Raw genomic sequence first — 17,574 nt, forward strand, 5'->3', positions numbered from 1 at the left:
CGTCACGCCTTCCCGCGACGGCGTGGCGTGGGGTGCGGCAGACGGGTGTGGATGTGTGCCGTGTGCAGGAGGGGGTCGAAGACCTGCCATCCGGCCAAGGCGAGATCGGCGGCGCCCGGAGTGGCGGCATGGCCGGTACAGCGCTGGGTGCGCCAGCGCAACTGCTCGGCGTAGGGCAGGCGGCTGAGGTCGTAGACGGCCATCAGAGCGGCGGGCAGAGCGAGTTGGCCGCGTTGCGGGCTCGCGGGCAGCAGCGTCCACACGCCGTGAGGGGTGTTGGGGGCGAGCACGGGATGCGGACAGCGGCGGCGCTGACGGGTCTGGGCCACACACCGGAGTTCCTCAATGGCGGTCTCGGCAAGGTAGCGGCCCAGCAGCAGTTGCACGACCGCGCGAGCGGGGCGGCCGGTGTCGGTGGGCGGCTCACAGGCGGCGGCCGGGGCGGGGGTGAAGACGCCGGTGTCGATGAGGCGGCGGGTGCGGACGGCGAGTTGGCGGCGTACCCCTTCGAGGTGTCGGCCGACCGGGGCGGCGGGAGTGCGCTCCGGGCAGAGCACGGTGTGCGGGATGCGGCACCAAGCACTGCCGTCACCGTGCGGGTGGGCGATACCGCAGCTCAGGTGCCAGCGACAGGACGCCGGGACCTGGGTGACGGCCAGTTCCGCCGGGTGCAGGGCGATGGGCCGCTGGTTAGCGCGCGGGTAGAAGTCGATGCGGTTGCCGCACCCGCGGCAGCGGCCGCTCTGCCCGGTGCGCAGCAGGCGGCTGGGGTTGGCGGCGGCCACCCGCAGTGGGCGGCGGGGGTACGTGGTGCAGGGGCTGCCGTCCCAGTGGCAGCCGGTGGAGAGGGTGTTGGAGTGCATAGCGGGGACCGTGCCAGGCGACATGCCGCGATGACGGGGACCGGCCGGGTGGTGTCCCACGGACAGCCCAGCGGCCTCGAACGCACGTCCGCTCAGGCGGGCGTGCGTTCTACGCCTGCTCGCCGGTTCGGGTGATTTGTGCGGCGCGCCAGGCCGGGTGCGACCGGGTCAGGAGTCCGTGGATCCGGGCGGAGTGTGGTCGTTGCAGAGCGGGCCCAGCAGGTGCTCGATGGGGACGTCGAAGGCGTGGGCGAGGGCGTGCCAGGTGGTGACGCTGCCGGTGGTGCGGCCGTGTTCGAGGTCGATGAGGGTGCGCCGGGCCAGACCGCTGCGGCGGGCGAGTTCGTCGAAGGTCCATCCGCGTCCGTTCCTCAGCCGTGCGAGCGTCAGGCGCAGCGCGGTGAGGTCGGGGTCGGGCGGCAAGATCGTCACCCCACCATCCGACGGTGCAGGACCCTGCCCCGTCAGTGCAGACATCTGCACTATTTGCTAGGGAAGGGGTGACATCGAGCGGTGCAGGATCAGCGCCGCAGGGTGCCTGGCTCCCGTTTCCAGATCTCTGGGACCCCGGGGGCTCAGCGGTATGGACCAGATCGGAGGACGACGAGCCGGATGAGGCTCTCCACGCATGACACGGTGCAGCGCATCTGGACCGTACGGCTGGACTCGCAGCCGGGTGGACCGCTGTTGAGCTGCCCTCACTGCACGCTGCCCGGCTACCGGGTGCAGGCCTCCTCCGCGCGCTCGGCCGCGCTGACCCATCTGGCCCGCCATGCCCAACGCGACGCACTGCCGGGGCATTTGCGGACCTGCCAGTGCCGGGCGCGGGGCTGCTCCTGGCATCCGCGCCGCCGCGGCTGCGCCGGCCCGGTGCTGCTGGCGCTGACCTGTGACCGCAGCGGGCGCATGTGGCGTCTTGCGGATGCCTGTGCCGCCTGCGCGGCCGCCACCCGTTACACCGCCGTCGTGCCCGACACACTGCCCGGTCCGGCGCCCGCACAGGCGGCGAGCCGGACAGCCCGGCGCAGCCATCGCCCGCACGGGCCGGGCGAGCGGCTGCGCGTGAGGGAAACGCTCACCTACCTTGCGGTGGCCCTGCCTCGCTATTCCTCCCCCGCTGCCCGCCTGCTGGCCCTGCAGTGCGCGCTGCGCGCTGACCATCAGGGGCATGTCCGGCTCGCCCACGGCTTTCTGCGCGGCATGCGGCTGCGGGGTCGTACCGAACTGTGGAGCGAACTCGAACACGCCGGATGGCTGGCCTGCCCTGCTCCGCGGAACTCCCCCTTGCAGGCCCGCCTGCTCGATGCGGCTATGCAGAGCCAAACGTCCGGCCGCAGCGCCCGCGCTCGCGCGGCCCACTGGGCACTGCGCCCCACTCCCTTGGCCACGCCGCGCGGAATGGCTCCCTCGGTGCAGCTCACCGCGCTCACCCTCGCGGCCCACACCTGTGACGGCACCGGGGGCGCGGAACTCGACGTACTCACCCGCCTGTGCAGCCAGTCCCCGCAGCAGCTGGAGGATCTCCTCGACCAACTGGTCCGCTCCCGCCTCCTGGCCGACTGGCGGCACATCAGCGACGAAGAGATCTCCTGGCGCCTGTCACCTCAGATCGGGAGTGGGCCGAGGGCCGGTTCAACAGCGCCGGCACGACTGCCCGCTAACGGGTGGTGCACCCCGTATCTGCTGACTGCCTTGCCTTCACACTCAGCAGGAACAACTGATTCCACCCGTGCGTACTATCTCTAAACTCCTGCAGGCTGCCGCAGCGGCGTCCCACAGGCCATCCGGTCACCACAGACGGGATACCTCCCCCCATCGACTGGCGCATACGGTTCCTGCATATCCACCGCCGTGCTCACGCACTGCAGAAAGGCCCATCTCATGCCTCAAAGCCAGGCCAGCGGTACAGAATTGACGTCGCAGTACGTCACGCAGATCACGGGTGATCTGGAGCGCAACGCCAAGGAGCAGGAACGCATCGGAGCGGAAGCCGAAGCCCTGCAGGAGCAGCTGCGTGCTCTGCAGCATGACCACACCGTCTTGGTGAGTATGCAGCAGGCGCTCGGCAACGCGGGTCCCGCCGCCGAGGCGGACACCAAGGCCACTGCGTCCGTGCCCCGCCAAGCTGCCGCCGAGCCCAAGCGCAGCAGGCCGAAGAAGACAGCCGCCGCGGGTGCGGGCAAGGCGACGCCCAAGAAGCCCGCCGCCACGGCCGCCTCCGCACAGACATCCAAGGCAGCCGGCAAACCGTCCCTCGTCGAGCTGGTCCGTAACCACCTGGAACAGCAGAACGAGCCGCGGTCGGCTGCCGAGATTTCCTCTGCACTCACCCAGGACCACCCTGACCGCGCCATCAAGACGACCGTGGTGCGGACCACGGTCGAAGGGCTGGTCGCCAAGGGCCACGTCCACCGCACCAAGCAGGGCTCATCCGTCTTCTACACCGCCGCAGCCGCCCCGCAGTCCGCTGAGGCCGTGCCGCAGCCGGAGACAGCCGCCAGCTGAGCAGGCGCGGGAGCACCCACGGCACGACCACTGGGCCCGGTTCGGGTTCCCGCCGGGCCGCAGCGTGCAGGGGCCAGGAGGCGGTCCGACTGGCTAACGGCCCGGCCGGGACGTGCTGCCCGCGGTGGTGGCGTCGGTACGGGCCACCGCGGCGGAGTTGTCGGGCTGACGTGCGGTGCGATCGGCGAGTGGGACGGCACGCCGGCCGCATTCCCTCCCCGTTCGAGTACTCTCACCAGTCCTGCTTGACGGCCGTCACCGGTACGCCTGGTCCAGCGGCTGGAAGAACGCGTTCGGCCGTCGTTCCGGTCCAACACCGCAAGACGCAGCTGAGGTGAGGGCCGAGCAGGATCGTCTCATCGGATCACGTGGAACCGGTCGACCAAGAACCCCAGTTCCCCTCCCGAGAAAGGACCGGAACACACCCTGACAGCAACGGTCCTCCCGGCACACAGCAGACCACCGCATCCGTCCTTGGCGCTCACTCACACTCACCGGAAGTCACTCCTGCTCGGTACACCGGCAGCAGTTCCAAACCCCTCTCGTCGGCCTCCGGCACGTAGCAGGTATGCGGCCGGTGGCCGGATGGAAAGACCACCGCAGCGCCCGGCGCCGCGTTCAAAGTCTTGAGGACGCTCGGGAACTCGCCCCCGCAGAGGGTGCGCGGCACATGCGGCCGCGGATATCGCATCGATTGGGGAACAGAGGGGCTACTGGCGTTGAGGTGTGCGTCGGCGCGCCGGCGGGAGACCTTCACACGCACGCGCGGGGCCGGCCAGGAGATCGAGGACGTCGATTTTGTAGTGCGCGGCCACGCGGTCGCAGTCGTTCAGGGGCCATGCCGCGCTTCCGGACTGGCGACGGCTGACCTGTGCCTGGCTCACACCCAGCGCTACCGCGAGGTCGGCTTGCGACTCGCCCGTCAATTGCATGAGCGCGGCAATCGCCGCCCGCACCCGGTCCCCCAACGACAGCACCATGGGATTCAACCTACCGCTCCGCCTGCGGGACTTGACGCTTATGGACTGCGCGGGGAGCTGCGTGCGCGTGTGATCAGCGCGGCCGCCAGGTGCGCACCTCGAGGTGGGTGATCTGGGCGTCCGGGCGGATGCGGCCGGTTTCCACCAGCCATTGGTGCACGGCCGCGGTGACGTCGCCGCCTGCGGCATCGACGCGGCGGGCGAAGCCGACGGCGTCGTGGCCGCCGGTGGCGGAGGAGCCGTAGGAGCGTTCTTCGGTGTGGTCGGCGCGCTGGATGACGTTGCGGCGGATGCCGGGTGAGTCGGTGCGGCTGCCGGAGGGGTGCAGGTAGCCGGTCTTGGCGAGGCGGACGGTGAAGGCCAGGCGCAGCCTGCGGCGGGCGGCTTCGGCGATCAGGGGGCGCAGGCGGGAGGAGCCGGAGGCGATCGCCTGGGCGCCGACGCGGCCGGTGCCGGAGCCGACGGGGGTGATGAGGACGGCTTTGCCGCGCACGCGGGCTTGTGCGCCGGAGGCGGTGGTGCGGCGGGTGGTGTGCCGGCTTGCGAGGGCGGCCAGTTCGGTCGGGTCGGTGATACCGCCGCTCTGGACGGCGGCCAGGACGTGTTGGAGGGCGGGGACGAAGGCGGCGCCTTTGTTCTTTGTGTAGAACTGGGAGACGAGGGAGGGGTCGCGGTTGATGATGCGGGCGATGTCGCGCTTGGTGTAGCCGGCTGCCTGGAGTTGGTCGGCCAGTTGGGCTGCTTCGTTCCGCTCGCCCTGGTCGCCGGGGCTGGTGCGGCGGTTGCGGGGTGGCATCAGGCTTCCCTGGCAGGCTGGGTGAGGGCGGTGCGTCCGGTATCGCGCAGCGCGAGGAGTTCTTCCTCGGTGGTGGGTGCGGGGATGGGGCCGGTGAGGTGGCCGCGCAGGAGGTAGTCGCCGGGCTGGTTGTGGTGGGGCCAGTTCTGCGGCTGGGTGAGGTAGAGGGCGTCGGTGCGGAAGGCGACGACGCTTCCGGGTTCGGTGTGCAGGGCTCCGGCGTAGGTGTCCTCGTCGCGGTGGCGCTGGGTGAGCAGGGCGGCGCGGGCGCCGGACCAGATGGTAGCGGCCCATTCGGGGTGGGCGTGGGGGTCGCGGCTGAAGCCTCGGGGCCGCTGCCAGGTGATCAGTTCGTCGTCGAAGCCGATGATTTCGGCATCCGGTGGCACATCGCGCTCCAGGGTGCGGGGGGTGGTGCCGGTGACCATGCGGGGGCGCTGGGCGAAGGAACCGATGCCGTACAGGAGGATGGCGCGCACGGCGCGGGAGGCGAGGTGGGCGGCCCTGGCTTGTTGGGCGTCGCCCTGGAAGTGGGCCTGGGTGCAGAGGTTGGTCCAGGTGTCTTTGAGTTTCTTGGCCCAGTCGTCGAGGGGTTTTCCGCTGTCCCACAGGATGCCGTCGAGGATTTCGATCTTCCATGGGTTGACGGGGTTGGTCAGGGCGGTGTGGACCTCGGGGCCGCCGGCCCAGGTGGTGAAGGTGGTGCCGGGGTTGGCCGGGTAGTGCCAGGCGCGCTCGCCCGGGGCGGGCGCCGGGAGGAGGCCGACGTGGTTCCAGGTGTCGGGGACCGTCACGCGGACCTGCCAGTGCCCGCAGCCGTAGAGGGCCTGCTGCTGTTCCTTCTGCGGCCAGGAGGCGAAGGTGGCGGCGGTGACGCGGCGGGGGGTGCCGACCGGGGACTTCCAGGTGTGTTTGGCGTAGGCGAAGGTGCGGTCGTACTCGACGAGTTGGGGCAGTTGTTCGGGCACCCGCGGAGGGGTGAGCAGTTCGTTGCGGCCCTGCCCGGCGGTGGCGTGGAGCAGGCCGCGCAGTTCTTCGGACAGGACCGGGAAGCCCTCGGCGTGGTGGCCGCGTTGCGGGATGGTGCGGGTCCACAGGTCGCGGCCGGTCTGGGAGGGGGAGCCCATGAGGACCGCGTCGTTCCAGTGGTGGCGCAGTGCCTGCCACAGCAGGACGAAAGCGTCGCGGATGGTGGCCGGGGCGTCGCCGTCGAGGTCGAACCATTCGCCCACCGAGCGGATCTCGACATGCTGGTCGCCGTTCTCGCGCTGGTAGCGGCCGACGGGGTTGCGGACGTGGACGAAGTGTCCGGCCATCCGGTCCTTGCCGCGGCCGGTGTCGGTGCGCCAGCCCGGGGTGGGGGCGTTGAGCCAGGCGGCGACGGCGTCGCGCAGGTAGGGGTAGCGGTCGGCGCCTGCGTGCCAGGGGTCGCCGGCGGTGATGTAGATCCGTTCCACGCCCTCGGGGACCGCATGGAAGACAGCGGTGAGGAGGTCGTGGGCCGACCGGTTGCCGAGGTCCAGGCGGTGGGTCTGGCTGCGGTGGACCAGGACGCCGGTGGTGGTGTCGAGGAAGACGGTGGAGCGGGCCTGCTGGGTGAAGTTCGGGCGTTGCGAGGCGAGGGCTCGGGTGTGCGTGAACCAGGCGTCGCCGGTGTTTCCCTGGGGGATGGAGGGCAGGGTCCGGGGTGCCTGCGTGGGCGTCGCGGGTGTGGCCCCGGCCGGGCCCGGGGCGGGTGAGGGAACGGCCGGCCCGGGGGCGGCGGCTTCCGGGTGGGTGTCCGGTGCGGACTCGGCCGTGCCGGTGGTGGGCGGCCCGGTCGTCTCTGGGGGTGCGGGCTGCGGCGGGGCCTCGCCTGCGGTCAGGCTGTGGGGGGCCAGGCCGGGGGCCAGGGCGACGATGTCCGCCACGCTCAGTCCGGCGGCCGGGGCGATCCGTTCTGCCTTCGCCTTCTCGTGGCGGGCCAGTTGGGTGATGCGCTGGTCGCGGTCGGCCTCGAGCTTCGCCAGCGCGGCACGGGCCTTCTTGATGTCGTCCCGCACGCCGCGCAGTTCGGTGAGAGCGGTGTTGTAGCTCTGTGCGTCCATCGGGGTTCCTTCTGCGGGCGGTTCAGTTGGCGGAGTTCGTGGGGACGTAGGCGATGGCTCCGCCGGAGTGGGAGGGGAGCCGGGTGCCCAGCAGCAGTTCGGCGAGGTGCCGGTCTTGGTCCGTGCGGGAGGTCAGGGTGATCTGGGGGGTGATCAGGTCGGTGACGTAGCCGGCCAGGCGGGCGTCGGGGAAGGCGTGGCGACCCTCGGTGTTCTTCTCCCATCGCTGAAGGCCGGTCAGTACGGCCACCACGTAGCCGGACAGGGTCACGGGCAGGACTCCCCCGGTGGCGACGCTGGCCGCGTCGCATCGCCACCAGCCGCGCAGTGCCTTGAGGAGTTCGTCGGGCGCGAGCGAGGCGGCGAAACCGATCCAGTGGCGGTCCGGCTCGTCGACTCGCTGGGCGGTGTCTACCCGCAGGACGGCGATCTCTTCGGCGTCGAGCCCCTCCAGCGCTGCGTGCCGGCGCCCGCCGAGGGCCTGCACGCTGTCGAGGGGGATCATGACGCGCACGCCGCGGCGGGAGGTGTCGGGGAGGAGTCCGGCGTGCACCAGGCGCCTGAACGTGGTGACGGCGCAGCCGAGTTCTCCGGCTGCCTGGCCGGTTGTCAGCAGCACCGTCGCGCCCCCTTCGTACATGCGAACTCTGATATCTGATTTGGCATTGATTCTAGGGTATGTCGGTGGGCACGTCAAAGAGCGCCGCCGGTTCGGCCCTGCGGGGCCGGACCGGGGCATCGGGGGCGGGGTGATCACAGGATGGCGAGCCGGGCCTCGTCCGCGGCGGGGCCGGTGGCATCGATCTTCAGCAGCCGTGCTTCGATGGCTGTCTTGCTGCGGCCGAACTCCTCGGAGAGCTCGGCGCTCGTGGCGCCTTCGGCGCAGCGCTGGGACAGCTGCTGGTCGTCTTCGTCGGTCCAGCGGGCGTGCGAGTTGCGGTGGATGAGTCGGCGCTCCTTGAGGATCGGTGAGGTGGTGGGGGCCGGCTCCTGGTGGGGGACGGCGCTGCGCTGCTGGTAGGGGGCGCAGACCAGTTGCTGGCGTTTGAGTTCGTCGAAGACCTCGCCGCGGCGGCGGCCGAACTCGACGGACAGGACGCCGAAGTCGCGTTCCTGGCGGAAGCGGGCGGCAAGCCGGGCGCTGTCCTCGGGTGTCCATGGGGCACCGGTGCGCGGTGAGGGGACGGAGGCGGTGTGCGCGCTCAGGGCGCGGGAGGCGGCGTCCAGGAGGCGTGCCAGGTGCTGGAGGTCGTTGTCGCTCACCGCGCCGCAGAGTTCCGCGCGGACCTCGCCCTGGTCGCCGCTGACGGTGACTTCCACGGCGAGCTGTCCGTTGTCGCAGCGGACGCCGGTCAGGACGTAGCGGCTGTTGTTGTCCGTGAACGCGGTTTCCAGACAGGGAGTCTGCTCGCGCGTGTCGGGAAGGTCCTGGTGCGCGAGGGCCGCCCCGCGGGGGGCTGCGAGCAGGGTGTGGACGTGCCAGGAGGCCGGGAAGCGTCCGCCGGTGTCGAGTTGGTAGGTGACGGGGCCCGTTTCGAGGTCGACGACGCCGTACAGGACTGTGAGGGTCTGTCCGGCGAACGGGCTGCTCGTTTCGGGGGTGCCGGGCACGGGGTGATAGGTGAGCTGTCCGAGCCCTGGCTCTTCGGCGGGGTTGAGCAGGGGGACGTCGGCGTCGCCGTGCCAGCGGCCGTTGTTGTCCCGGAAGGCGTAGATGAGAAGGGCCATGAGGAGTTCCTGGAAGGGCGGTGGTGGTCGGGGGCAGGGGCGGTCAGTAGTGGAAGTGGACGTGGTGGAGGTCGGTGAGGGTCACGGCGGCCTGCTGCTGGTCGGGGGGCAGGGCGCGGAAGAAATAGGCTTCGCCGATGCCGTCGGCGAGGATGCGGCGCAGGTCCGCCTCGTCGGCGTCGCGGTGGCGGGCCTTGAAGAGGCGCCAGGCGTGCAGGGTGGGCAGGTCCTCGGTCAGGCGGTACAGGCGGGGGTCGTGGAACTCGCCGCTGGCGGTGGTGAAGCTGAAGCGGGCGTGGAGTTGGACGGTGACGCAGCCGTCGTGCTCGACGATCTGCTGGTGGGCCCGGCGGCGTACCTCGGGCTGCCAGGTGCGGTAGATCTCGTGCTCGATCAGGGTGGCGTGGGCGGGGGTGAGGTCGCTGGTGTCGCCGTCGGCCCAGCGGGTGAGGGCCTGTGGGTAGGCGAACAGGCTGGGGGCCAGGAGTGGGGCCGCTTGCGTCTGCAGGAGGTGGCGCAGGCGGGCGGCGGGGCGGGCCGGCGGGCGGCGGGTCCAGTGCCGCTCGTCGGCGAGGTCGAGTGCATGGGCGACCGCGGTGTTCGTCGGGGGCACGGCGGTGGGGGTCTCCTGGGAGGTGGGTCCGCGTTGCCGGCGGGGTTCCTGTGTCGTTGTCCTGGCGGGAGACGGGTGTACGCGGGTGGGAAGGGGCGAGGGGTGGAGGACGCAGCGCCGAGGCCGGTGGGGCTGGAGCCGGTGCCGGGCGAGTCGACGGGGTCGTTCGTCCGGCGGCTGGCGCAGGTCAACGCGGCGGCGGTGGCCGACGTGCTGGGCGAGGCGGGGGGACGGGCGCGGCCGCAGGAGCTGGATCCGTGCGTGCAGGAGGTGTTCTTGCACGAGCAGGCGGTGGACCGGCTGGCTGTCATGGCGTGGCAGACGCCGCAGGATCTGCGCCGGGCGCTGCCCACGCTGGCGTGGTCGACAGGCTGCAGCACGCGGCAGTTGGTACGGGTCGCTGCGTGGGACGGGCCGTGGACGGTGCTGGAGCCGTGTGCGTTGTGCCTGGCACGCCGCGACGATGTGGTGGCGCCCGTGTGGCTGGCCAGCGGCGAGCGCTGGCAGGTGTGTGTGCGCCACGGGCGCTGGCTGCGTGATGCCTCCGGCGGCGGCCCGGCGCAGGTTTCTCTGGCCGGGCTGGAGCCGGTGGTGCGGGCGCACCGGCGGTGGGTGCGCCTGCGGCAGGGGGTGGGCCCCTACGCGCGGGCGCTGCTGGCCGACGCCATGCAGGTGAGCGCCTGCTGGTGGCAGAGCCGCCGGATGGGGGCGGAAACCGTGTGGGCGCAGCGCGAGGACATCCTCGGGCAGGGGCGTCAGCTGTGGTCGGTCCCGCTGGTGGTCTACCCGGAGGCCGTCGTCGTCGCCGAGGCGATGGCCGTGTACGAGCGGCAGCGGCGGTGGGGCCGGGACTTCGGCAACGGCGCGCCGGGCTGGGTGTCGCGGCACTGGATTTCCTTCGTCGGTGAGCGGCTGGGCATGCCGGAGGAGATGCAGCAGGGCGGCTACCGGATGCTGCGCGAGTGGACGCTGCTGCACCGCGTCAGCGCGCCGGTGGTGGCCCGGCTCGCGCAGCAGCCCCCGCCGCCCGACTACCTCTCGCAGCAGCTGCCTGCCCTGCCGCCGCACCGTGCGCTGCCCGCGCAGGGAACCCTGGAGGACGCCTCGTGTCTGCAGTGGAGGCTGGGGCAGGCGGTGACCGCTGTGGAGTGAGCGGCCAGGCGGCCGCGGCCGGGGTCCGCTCGGGCGCGGGGGCGCGGGGCGGACGAGGGTCACCATGACGGGCAGGTGTCCTTCAGCAGCTGGGCGGCGTTGATGCCTTCGGCGCAGCGGTCCGTCAGCCACTGCACGGGGTGGGCGGCGACAGGCCTCACATGGCCGGGGGCGATGCCGATCGTGAAACCGCTGTTGGGCTGTTCGGTGATCTCGCTGAGGTGCGGGGTGTGGGTGGCGTACAGGACGTGGTCGCCGGCGACGGCGAGCGGGAAGTAGCCGTCCCGGGCGGTGAGAGCCAGCTTGCGGTGCAGGTTGGCGCGGGCGTTGGCGACGACGGCGGCGCGCAGGTCGGGGCGCCAGGTGGGCAGATCGGGGGTGGTCCAGGAGGCCGGGGCCAGCTGGTCGGGCTGGGTGGGGGGCTGGGCCAGTGCGGTGAAGGCGTCTTCGGCGGTGGCGTGGAGGGCGTGCAGCAGGGCCCGCTGGCCGGCATCGGCGTGCGGCAGGTCGCGCAGGGCCGCCAGGAGGTCGGGGGTGTCCATGTGCTCGGTGATGCCCAGGCGTTCGAGGGCGGCGAGCCGGGCCAGCCGGATGCGCTTGTACCAGGGGTCGAGGTAGGGGACGGCCGGAGCGGGGCGCAGCCAGCCTTCCAGGGGACGGAACTGCACTTTGCGGTCGTCGGCGTAGGCGAGCGCGGCGGTGGTGTGCCAGGCCGGGCCTTTGCCGGCGAAGGGCGGGGGCAGCAGCCGGTGGTGAGGCGCGGCGGAGAGGTCGACGAGCCAGCTGCCGGGCATTTTACGGTCGAACGCGGGATAACTCATCTGTTCTGCAGGCCCGTTGGCGACGCGGATCGAGTTGCTGCCAGCCAGGTGCAGCAGGTTCACGGCCAGGCACACCACGTACCCGCGTTCGGCTTCCTGTTCGGTGGGCGGCCGCCACCAGTGGATGTCGCTGTCGGCGGGCGGATCCTGCGCGGCGCCGTCGGCGAGGTGGTGGCCGGGCGGGGCTTCGCAGGGGGCCGGGTCGACGACCTGGGTCAGTGCACCGCGGACGCCCGAGGCCACCAGGGCGCGGGTGGCGGTGTGGCGGTGCGGGGCCGGGCGCAGGTCGCTCATGAGCTGGTGCCCGCAGGCACCCGGCGGGCCCAGCGGGGTGCGCAGCAGGGAGGTGTACTGGCCCAGTAGCCGGGCGAGTTGGCCGGCGTCCAGGCCGGTGGGCAGGTTCCAGGCGTCGTGGTGGAGAGCGCCCCAGCCGGTGAGGGCGAGGTGGATGCTGTCGCAGGCCGGGTCGCCGGCGCTGGGGTGCAGGCGCATCCAGGGGCCCAGCCCCTCCTGGTCGCTCTGCCAGCCGACGGTACGGACCTGGCGCAGGAGCGGGTGGTCGCTGCGGGGGTGGCGTTGCGGGGCGCTCGGTGCGGCGGCGGGCAGGCCCAGGTGGGCCAGGGCCGAGGGCGTGAGGACCAGCAGCGGTCCGGCGGGCAGGGCTTCGGGGCGCAGGGGTGCTGCGCCCAGGTTCTGGCTCAGGGTCCAGGCCAGCAGGGCGGGCAGGTCACCGGCCGCGCAGGAGCGGGTGTTGCCGTCGGCGAGATGTGCCGTCAGCCCCTGGGGGGCGGCTTCGAGCACCGTGAGGGGGCCGTCGGTGGTGCTCCGGCGGCTCGGGGGCGGGTACACCAGGCGCGCCCGAGCCGGGGCCGGGGCCGGCGGCTGCGGGCTGCGGGGCCCGGGCAGCGGGAGGGACGGCCGGGCCGCGGGCGCTGCGGCCGGCTGCGGGGCTGCGGCCGGCGCGGGCCGAGGTGTGGCGGGGGCCGGGCAGCGGGTGCCCAGATGCTGGGGGCGCTCTCCCACGCGTTGGGCCGTGGGCTGCCGGCAGCGCCAGCACTCGGCCTCGTCCGCCGCCTGGGTGGGCAGCTCGTGCCGCAGGGCGCCCAGGGCCGCCCAGTCGGGCGCCTCGGCGACCGGCGGCCGGGGCATCGGCGTGGCGGTCAGCCGTCCGCTCAGGGCGGTGAGGAGGTGGCAGTAGGTGACGGCGTTCGGTCCGCGCGGTGTGCTGCTGCCCTGCTCCCAGGCCCGGACCGTGGCTTCGCTGACACCGCAGGAATCAGCGACCTGGTGCAGGGAGAGCTTGGATCTGCGCCGCAGCCTGCCCCGTTCGGCGGGATCCGGCAGGCCTCCGGAGGGCTGCCCTGTGCCGCCGGTGAGGTCGTTGAGATCGAACAGCCCGTCCACGTGCCTGGCTCCCCCGGTGGTTTGTGTTCTGCCATGGGATGCGCCCTGCTCGACTCCTGGCGGGTGCGCTTGACAGCGCAGCATGCCTTAAGCGTGAGTCCCTTTCGGATAGCGCAGTAGCGTTTCGCCGGTGCGTCACAGGGAGTTGACCTGCTGCGATATGACCGGCGACACGCACAGATGTGCAGCCGTTCGAGGGAGGCGCACGCGGGGTGTTGTCTTACGCCCCTGCACACACCTCTCCGGTCACCCATTGACACAGGTGGAGTGGCTGCCGGAGCGCTCTTCGCTCTGACGATCGAGGGGCGCGCGGACCCGTGTCGCGCTCACTCGTTCGAGCGCGTTCGACGTGAATCGCTTCTCCGGATGAGGGCCGGCCCGCCAGGGTGTTCGGACATCGCCTGCATCGTCCGTGCTTCAGCTGCATGAGGCCGGAGGAGGCGGTGTCCGTGCTGTCCTGAGATGGGTTGTTGTCGTGAGTGATCGTGTGTGGGCGCAGGTGCGTTCCCGGGCCGGCCGGCTGCTGGAACGGCCGGTGGGTGCGCTGCGCGGGGAACGGCTGGAGGACCTCGAGCCGGTGTGGCAGCCGCAGCGCTATCAGGGCAGGCAGGCGATCGCCACCTGGTGGCGGCCGGCCGGTCAGGCCCGGCATGCCGGGTGCGCCACCCTGGGCGCCCTGGAAGCGGCGCTGGCGCTGGAGGCCGACCCGGAGGTGGTGACCTTCGCGGCCTGGCCGGTGCGGCTGGGCCGGCCGGACGCTGAGGGCTATGTGCCGGACTTCTTCGCCCGGCTCGGCGACGGGCAGGGCCGGCTGGTGGTGTGCCGGCCCGGCGAGGGCACCTCGCACCGGTGGGCGGCGACGCTGCAGCTGCTGGAGGCGGCCGGGCAGCAGGCGGGCTGGCAGGTGCGGGTGCACGAGAGCCCGGCGGATGCGGTGGCGGCCCGCAATCTCCAGCGGCTGTCGCGCTGGCGGCATACCCGGCTGGCCGACGCGGACACCGCGCAGCTGCTGCGCCAGGTGTTCGCCCGGCCGCGGCCGCTGACGGCCGGGGTGAGGGCCAGCGGGCTGCCCGAACTGCCCACCGTGGCCCGGGCACTCCATCTGGTCTGGACGCGCGAGCTGCTCATCGACTGGACCAGGCCGTTCATCCCCGCCCGCTCCCCGGTGTGGTCGCCTGAGGAGGCGTGCTGATGGCGGGACACGCACCAGCACGGCCGGCCGTCGTGGCCGTGGGCAACGCCGTGCACTGGCGCGGTGAGACCTACCTGGTCACGGCGCTGCAGGGCACCAGCGTGCACCTGCTCAGCCAGCACGCCGACGGCGAGGACGCCGTCGTGTTCCTGGACACGCTGTCCCGCTCCCCCGGCTTCGCGGTGCTGGGCACGCCTCACGCCGCGTCGGATGACACCGCTTTGGCCGCACCGCAGGCGGCCGGGCACCAGGGCCTGGGCGGCGCGGCGCTGCTGGAGGGACTGCCCGAATCGGCCCGCGAGAAGGCCGAGTTCTGGCTGGACCACGTGCTGGAAGTGCACACCGGGCTGCCCGGCTTCGCCGCGCCCGGCACCGCGCCGCGCGCGTGCTACGACCCCGCGCGCACCACCTTGCGGCAGCGCTACCAGACCAAGGCCGCCGAGCTGTGCGCGGCGCATCACCGGGTGTCGGCCGCCACGGTGGAGCGCAAGCGGCTGGCCTGGCTCGCACAGGGCGTGTGGGGGCTGGTCGACAAGCGGCGGGTGCGCGGCCCCAGTACGCGCGGCCGCGTCGACGAACAGGTGGTGAAGCTGCTGCGGAAGATCCATCAGCGGCACAAGAAGCGGTCCGTGGGAACCAGATCACGGTTGTTTGAGCTGCTGAGGAGAGCGTGCGTGCGCAAGTTCAAAAAGAAGAAGACAGCACAGCTGATGCCTTCCCGGGCGACGTTCTACCGGCTGCTGGACCGGCTGGGGATCCTGTGCGGGAAGGAGACCGCCCACCGCGACGGCAGCCATCGTCCCGAGCCGCCGTTCACCCTGGCCATGGCGACCACACCGGGCGAGCAGGTGCAGATCGACACCACCGCGCTGGACGTGCTCGCGCTGGATGAGACCGGACGCGTCGCCTCACTGGAACTGACCGCGGCCATCGACGTGGTCAGCCGTTCCGTTCTCGCCGCGGTCGTCCGCCCCAAGTCCAGCGGCACCAAGACCGGGCGCAGCTCCCGCCGCCACGGCGGGCGGGCCACCAAGGCCGTGGACGCGCTGCTGCTGCTCGCCGAGATGTGCACGCCGCAGCCGATGCGCCCGCACTGGTCGCCCAAGGCCGCCGCGGAGGGATCCGACCTGCCGTACGCGCAGCTCGTCGAGGCCGACGAGCGCATGCAGGGCGCGGCGGCCCGGCCGGTGATCATTCCGGAGATGATCGTCATGGACAACGGCAAGGTGTTCGCCGGGCGAGCCTTCATGGACGCCTGCGCCCAGCTGGGCATCTCCGTGCGCCCGGCCTGCGCCAACTCCCCCACCCACAAGGCGATCATCGAGCGGACCTTCGGGTCGGTCAAAAGCCTCTTCAGCCAGTTCCTGCCCGGCTACACCGGCAAGGATCTTCAGCAGCGCGGCAAGAACGTCGCCGCCGAGCGGCTGTGGCGGGTGGACCAGATCAACGACTTCCTGCAGCAGTGGCTCGCCCTGGGCTGGCAACAGCGCCCGCACAGCGAACTGCGCAACCCGTTCCTGCCATCGATGCCGCCGCGCACCCCCAACCAGGTGTTCGCCGCCCACGTCGCCAACAGCGGCTACGTTCCCGTCCGCCTGAGCGCCGAGGACCGGCTACGGCTGCTGCCCACCGCCTGGGTGAAGGTCACCGAGAAGGGGATCCGGCTCAACAACCGCACCTACGACAGCCGCGCCCTCAACGGCTACCGCAACACCCGCTCGAGCTGGCCCGGCAAGGGACAGCGCTGGCCCGTGCGCTACCACCCCCACCAGCCGGAGAAGGTGTGGCTTGAGGACCACCGCAACGGCACCTGGGCGGAGGCGGATTACGTCTACCAGCGGCTGATCGGCGACGCGTGGAGCGAGCACGTCTGGGACCAGGCCACCGCCGCCCATCTGGAGAAGGGCGGCAGCACCCGGGACGAGGCCGCCATCGCCCGCACGGTGCGCTCCCTGCTGGAGCACGCCGGCCGCGGCCCCTCCCGTACCGCGGCGCCCGAGCCGGCGCCCGTCGACCGCGGGATGAGCGTCGGCCCGCTGCCCGCCGAGGACCCCTACCGCGGCATCCCTGCACCCGACTACCAGCACATCGCAAGCCTGCCCAGCATGGACACCGGCCTGCACCAGCTGTGCCTGCCGCCCGCCCGTCCCCGGCAGGCAGATGTCACCGGGCCGGGCACCGGTGCCCGGCCCGGTGACATCTGCGGTCCGCAGACGGCCACCTGACCCTCGCCATCTCTCTCTTTTTCCGTTTCTCCTGTCCGCCGACGAAGCCCCCTCTCGTCGGCGGACAGCATCCCGCCAAGGACACCGCCTATGTACCCGCCTGTCGGCCCCGACCCCGACCTGATCTTTCTGCCAGCAACGACCCGTATCGGCTGGCAGGTTCAGCTGGACCGTGTCGTCGTGCCGCCCGACCTGGCCGCCTGCCCTCCGGCCGGCGCTGAGCCTGACCAAAACGATCCACGCATCTGCTACCACGCCACCATGCACACCGTGCAGACCCCGGCCCTGAAGAAGGCCGTCGCCGTCGCCCGACGCCTGTGGCTGGCCGGCAGTCGGCGCAGCGAAGGCCCTCTGCACCTGGCCATCGACGGGCCGGGCGAGACCGGGATGACCACCGTCCTGCGCCAGATCGGCCGCATCTTCGAAGGCATCCTCCGCGACCAACTGCCGTACGACCCAAAGCGGATCCCGGTCATCCACATCAACACCCCGCTGGCCCCGAGCAGCAAGCTGGACATGTCGATCCCGTTCGCCGAGTTCCTGGGCCACAAGCACACCAAAGACCCCGAGAGCGGCCAGCGCAGCATCGACATGAGCGGGCCCATCTGCCACGTCATGAAGACCTGCGGCACCCGGCTGGTCCTGGTCGACGGCATCGACCGGCTGGACACCTCCGAACTCAAAACGGCCTTCGACTACTTCGGCTACCTCGCCGCCGAGTGCAACGTCTCCTTCGTCTACTGCGGGCCCGGCTCCCGCGAACTCGTCAACGAGGCCCGGCGGGGAAAACGACCCGTCCCGCCCGGCCAGGGATCCGGCGGCATCCCCACCCTCGCGGTCCTGCCGATCCCCTACAGCGCCGACGACTACGGCCTGTTCCACGAAGTGGTCAAGTCCTTCGACGACGGGCTGCGCCTGCACCAGCACACACCGGGCGACCTCCTCAAACTCGCCACGCACCTGCACCGGCGCACCGGCGGCTACATGAAACCGCTGTCCTACCTCGTCTGCCAGAGCGCCCAGGAAGCCATCGAAACCGGCACCGAAGCCATCACCCCCGAACTCCTCGACAGCCAGCTGGTGGGCTGCTTCGACGACGATCCGCTGCTGGGCGGCTGACCCGCCCCCCTATGCACCAGCTGGCCGCCGCGCGCGGCGCGCCCGGCCCCGCGGCCGGACTCAACGGACAGACCCGGCTCCCTGCCGCA

15 protein-coding genes are annotated in these 17,574 nt (G+C 72.0%); 6 read left to right on the forward strand and 9 right to left on the reverse strand.

Annotated features, from left to right (window positions below; genetic code table 11):
• Positions 1–2: 2 nt before the first annotated feature.
• Together AC4IHM_RS00090 and AC4IHM_RS00095 are read right to left on the reverse strand one after the other, a co-directional pair.
• Positions 3–863, reverse strand: coding sequence for a DUF6083 domain-containing protein (locus AC4IHM_RS00090; protein WP_490865011.1), 861 nt, complete (start codon positions 861–863; stop codon positions 3–5).
• 168 nt (positions 864–1,031) lie between these two features.
• The gene (locus AC4IHM_RS00095) at positions 1,032–1,295 is read right to left on the reverse strand and encodes a helix-turn-helix transcriptional regulator (RefSeq protein WP_490865012.1); all 264 of its coding nucleotides are present in this window, start codon (positions 1,293–1,295) and stop codon (positions 1,032–1,034) included.
• Positions 1,296–1,475: 180 nt separating this feature from the next.
• Between AC4IHM_RS00095 and AC4IHM_RS00100 the strand changes: the two genes are divergently transcribed.
• Both AC4IHM_RS00100 and AC4IHM_RS00105 read left to right on the forward strand, forming a co-directional pair.
• Positions 1,476–2,609, forward strand: coding sequence for a hypothetical protein (locus AC4IHM_RS00100; RefSeq protein ID WP_490865013.1), 1,134 nt, complete (start codon positions 1,476–1,478; stop codon positions 2,607–2,609).
• A gap of 165 nt (positions 2,610–2,774) precedes the next feature.
• Complete coding sequence (locus tag AC4IHM_RS00105; protein WP_490865014.1) at positions 2,775–3,368, forward strand: BlaI/MecI/CopY family transcriptional regulator; 594 nt, start codon at positions 2,775–2,777, stop codon at positions 3,366–3,368.
• A 710-nt stretch (positions 3,369–4,078) separates the two neighbouring features.
• Here the strand turns inward: AC4IHM_RS00105 and AC4IHM_RS00110 are convergent.
• The 6 genes from AC4IHM_RS00110 to tpg all read right to left on the reverse strand — a co-directional run bounded on the left by AC4IHM_RS00110 (position 4,079) and on the right by tpg (position 9,572).
• Complete coding sequence (locus AC4IHM_RS00110; protein ID WP_490865015.1) at positions 4,079–4,348, reverse strand: helix-turn-helix domain-containing protein; 270 nt, start codon at positions 4,346–4,348, stop codon at positions 4,079–4,081.
• A gap of 73 nt (positions 4,349–4,421) precedes the next feature.
• The gene (locus tag AC4IHM_RS00115) at positions 4,422–5,144 is read right to left on the reverse strand and encodes a helix-turn-helix domain containing protein (RefSeq protein ID WP_490865016.1); all 723 of its coding nucleotides are present in this window, start codon (positions 5,142–5,144) and stop codon (positions 4,422–4,424) included.
• Positions 5,144–7,231, reverse strand: coding sequence for a hypothetical protein (locus AC4IHM_RS00120; RefSeq protein WP_490865017.1), 2,088 nt, complete (start codon positions 7,229–7,231; stop codon positions 5,144–5,146). The genes AC4IHM_RS00115 and AC4IHM_RS00120 overlap by 1 nt, the downstream gene beginning before the upstream one ends.
• Positions 7,232–7,253: 22 nt before the next feature.
• Positions 7,254–7,850 carry a helix-turn-helix domain-containing protein gene (locus AC4IHM_RS00125; protein WP_490865018.1) on the reverse strand — a complete coding sequence of 199 codons (597 nt, stop codon included), beginning with the start codon at positions 7,848–7,850 and terminating at the stop codon, positions 7,254–7,256.
• Positions 7,851–7,984: 134 nt separating this feature from the next.
• Positions 7,985–8,959, reverse strand: coding sequence for a hypothetical protein (locus AC4IHM_RS00130; RefSeq protein ID WP_490865019.1), 975 nt, complete (start codon positions 8,957–8,959; stop codon positions 7,985–7,987).
• Positions 8,960–9,002: 43 nt separating this feature from the next.
• Positions 9,003–9,572 carry a telomere-protecting terminal protein Tpg gene (gene tpg, locus AC4IHM_RS00135; protein ID WP_490865020.1) on the reverse strand — a complete coding sequence of 190 codons (570 nt, stop codon included), beginning with the start codon at positions 9,570–9,572 and terminating at the stop codon, positions 9,003–9,005.
• Between the two features lie 102 nt (positions 9,573–9,674).
• Between tpg and AC4IHM_RS00140 the strand changes: the two genes are divergently transcribed.
• Positions 9,675–10,724: a TniQ family protein gene (locus AC4IHM_RS00140; protein ID WP_490865021.1), complete on the forward strand. Its 1,050-nt coding sequence runs from the start codon at positions 9,675–9,677 to the stop codon at positions 10,722–10,724.
• A gap of 59 nt (positions 10,725–10,783) precedes the next feature.
• Here the strand turns inward: AC4IHM_RS00140 and AC4IHM_RS00145 are convergent, their stop codons facing one another.
• The gene (locus tag AC4IHM_RS00145) at positions 10,784–12,949 is read right to left on the reverse strand and encodes a helix-turn-helix domain-containing protein (RefSeq protein ID WP_490865022.1); all 2,166 of its coding nucleotides are present in this window, start codon (positions 12,947–12,949) and stop codon (positions 10,784–10,786) included.
• A 475-nt stretch (positions 12,950–13,424) separates the two neighbouring features.
• On the opposite strand from AC4IHM_RS00145, the gene AC4IHM_RS00150 reads away from it, so the two are divergent.
• The 3 genes from AC4IHM_RS00150 (at position 13,425) to AC4IHM_RS00160 (ending at position 17,485) form a co-directional block, all read left to right on the forward strand.
• A complete protein-coding gene (locus AC4IHM_RS00150; protein ID WP_490865023.1) occupies positions 13,425–14,141 on the forward strand; it encodes a TnsA-like heteromeric transposase endonuclease subunit in 717 nt (238 codons plus the stop codon).
• Positions 14,141–16,366, forward strand: coding sequence for a transposase (locus AC4IHM_RS00155; protein ID WP_490865024.1), 2,226 nt, complete (start codon positions 14,141–14,143; stop codon positions 16,364–16,366). The genes AC4IHM_RS00150 and AC4IHM_RS00155 overlap by 1 nt, the downstream gene beginning before the upstream one ends.
• A 90-nt stretch (positions 16,367–16,456) precedes the next feature.
• On the forward strand, positions 16,457–17,485 hold the full coding sequence (locus tag AC4IHM_RS00160) for an ATP/GTP-binding protein (RefSeq protein WP_490865025.1): 1,029 nt from the start codon (positions 16,457–16,459) through the stop codon (positions 17,483–17,485).
• The last annotated feature ends 89 nt before the right edge of the window (positions 17,486–17,574 follow it).

Source organism: Streptomyces sp. SL06 (assembly GCF_058244745.1).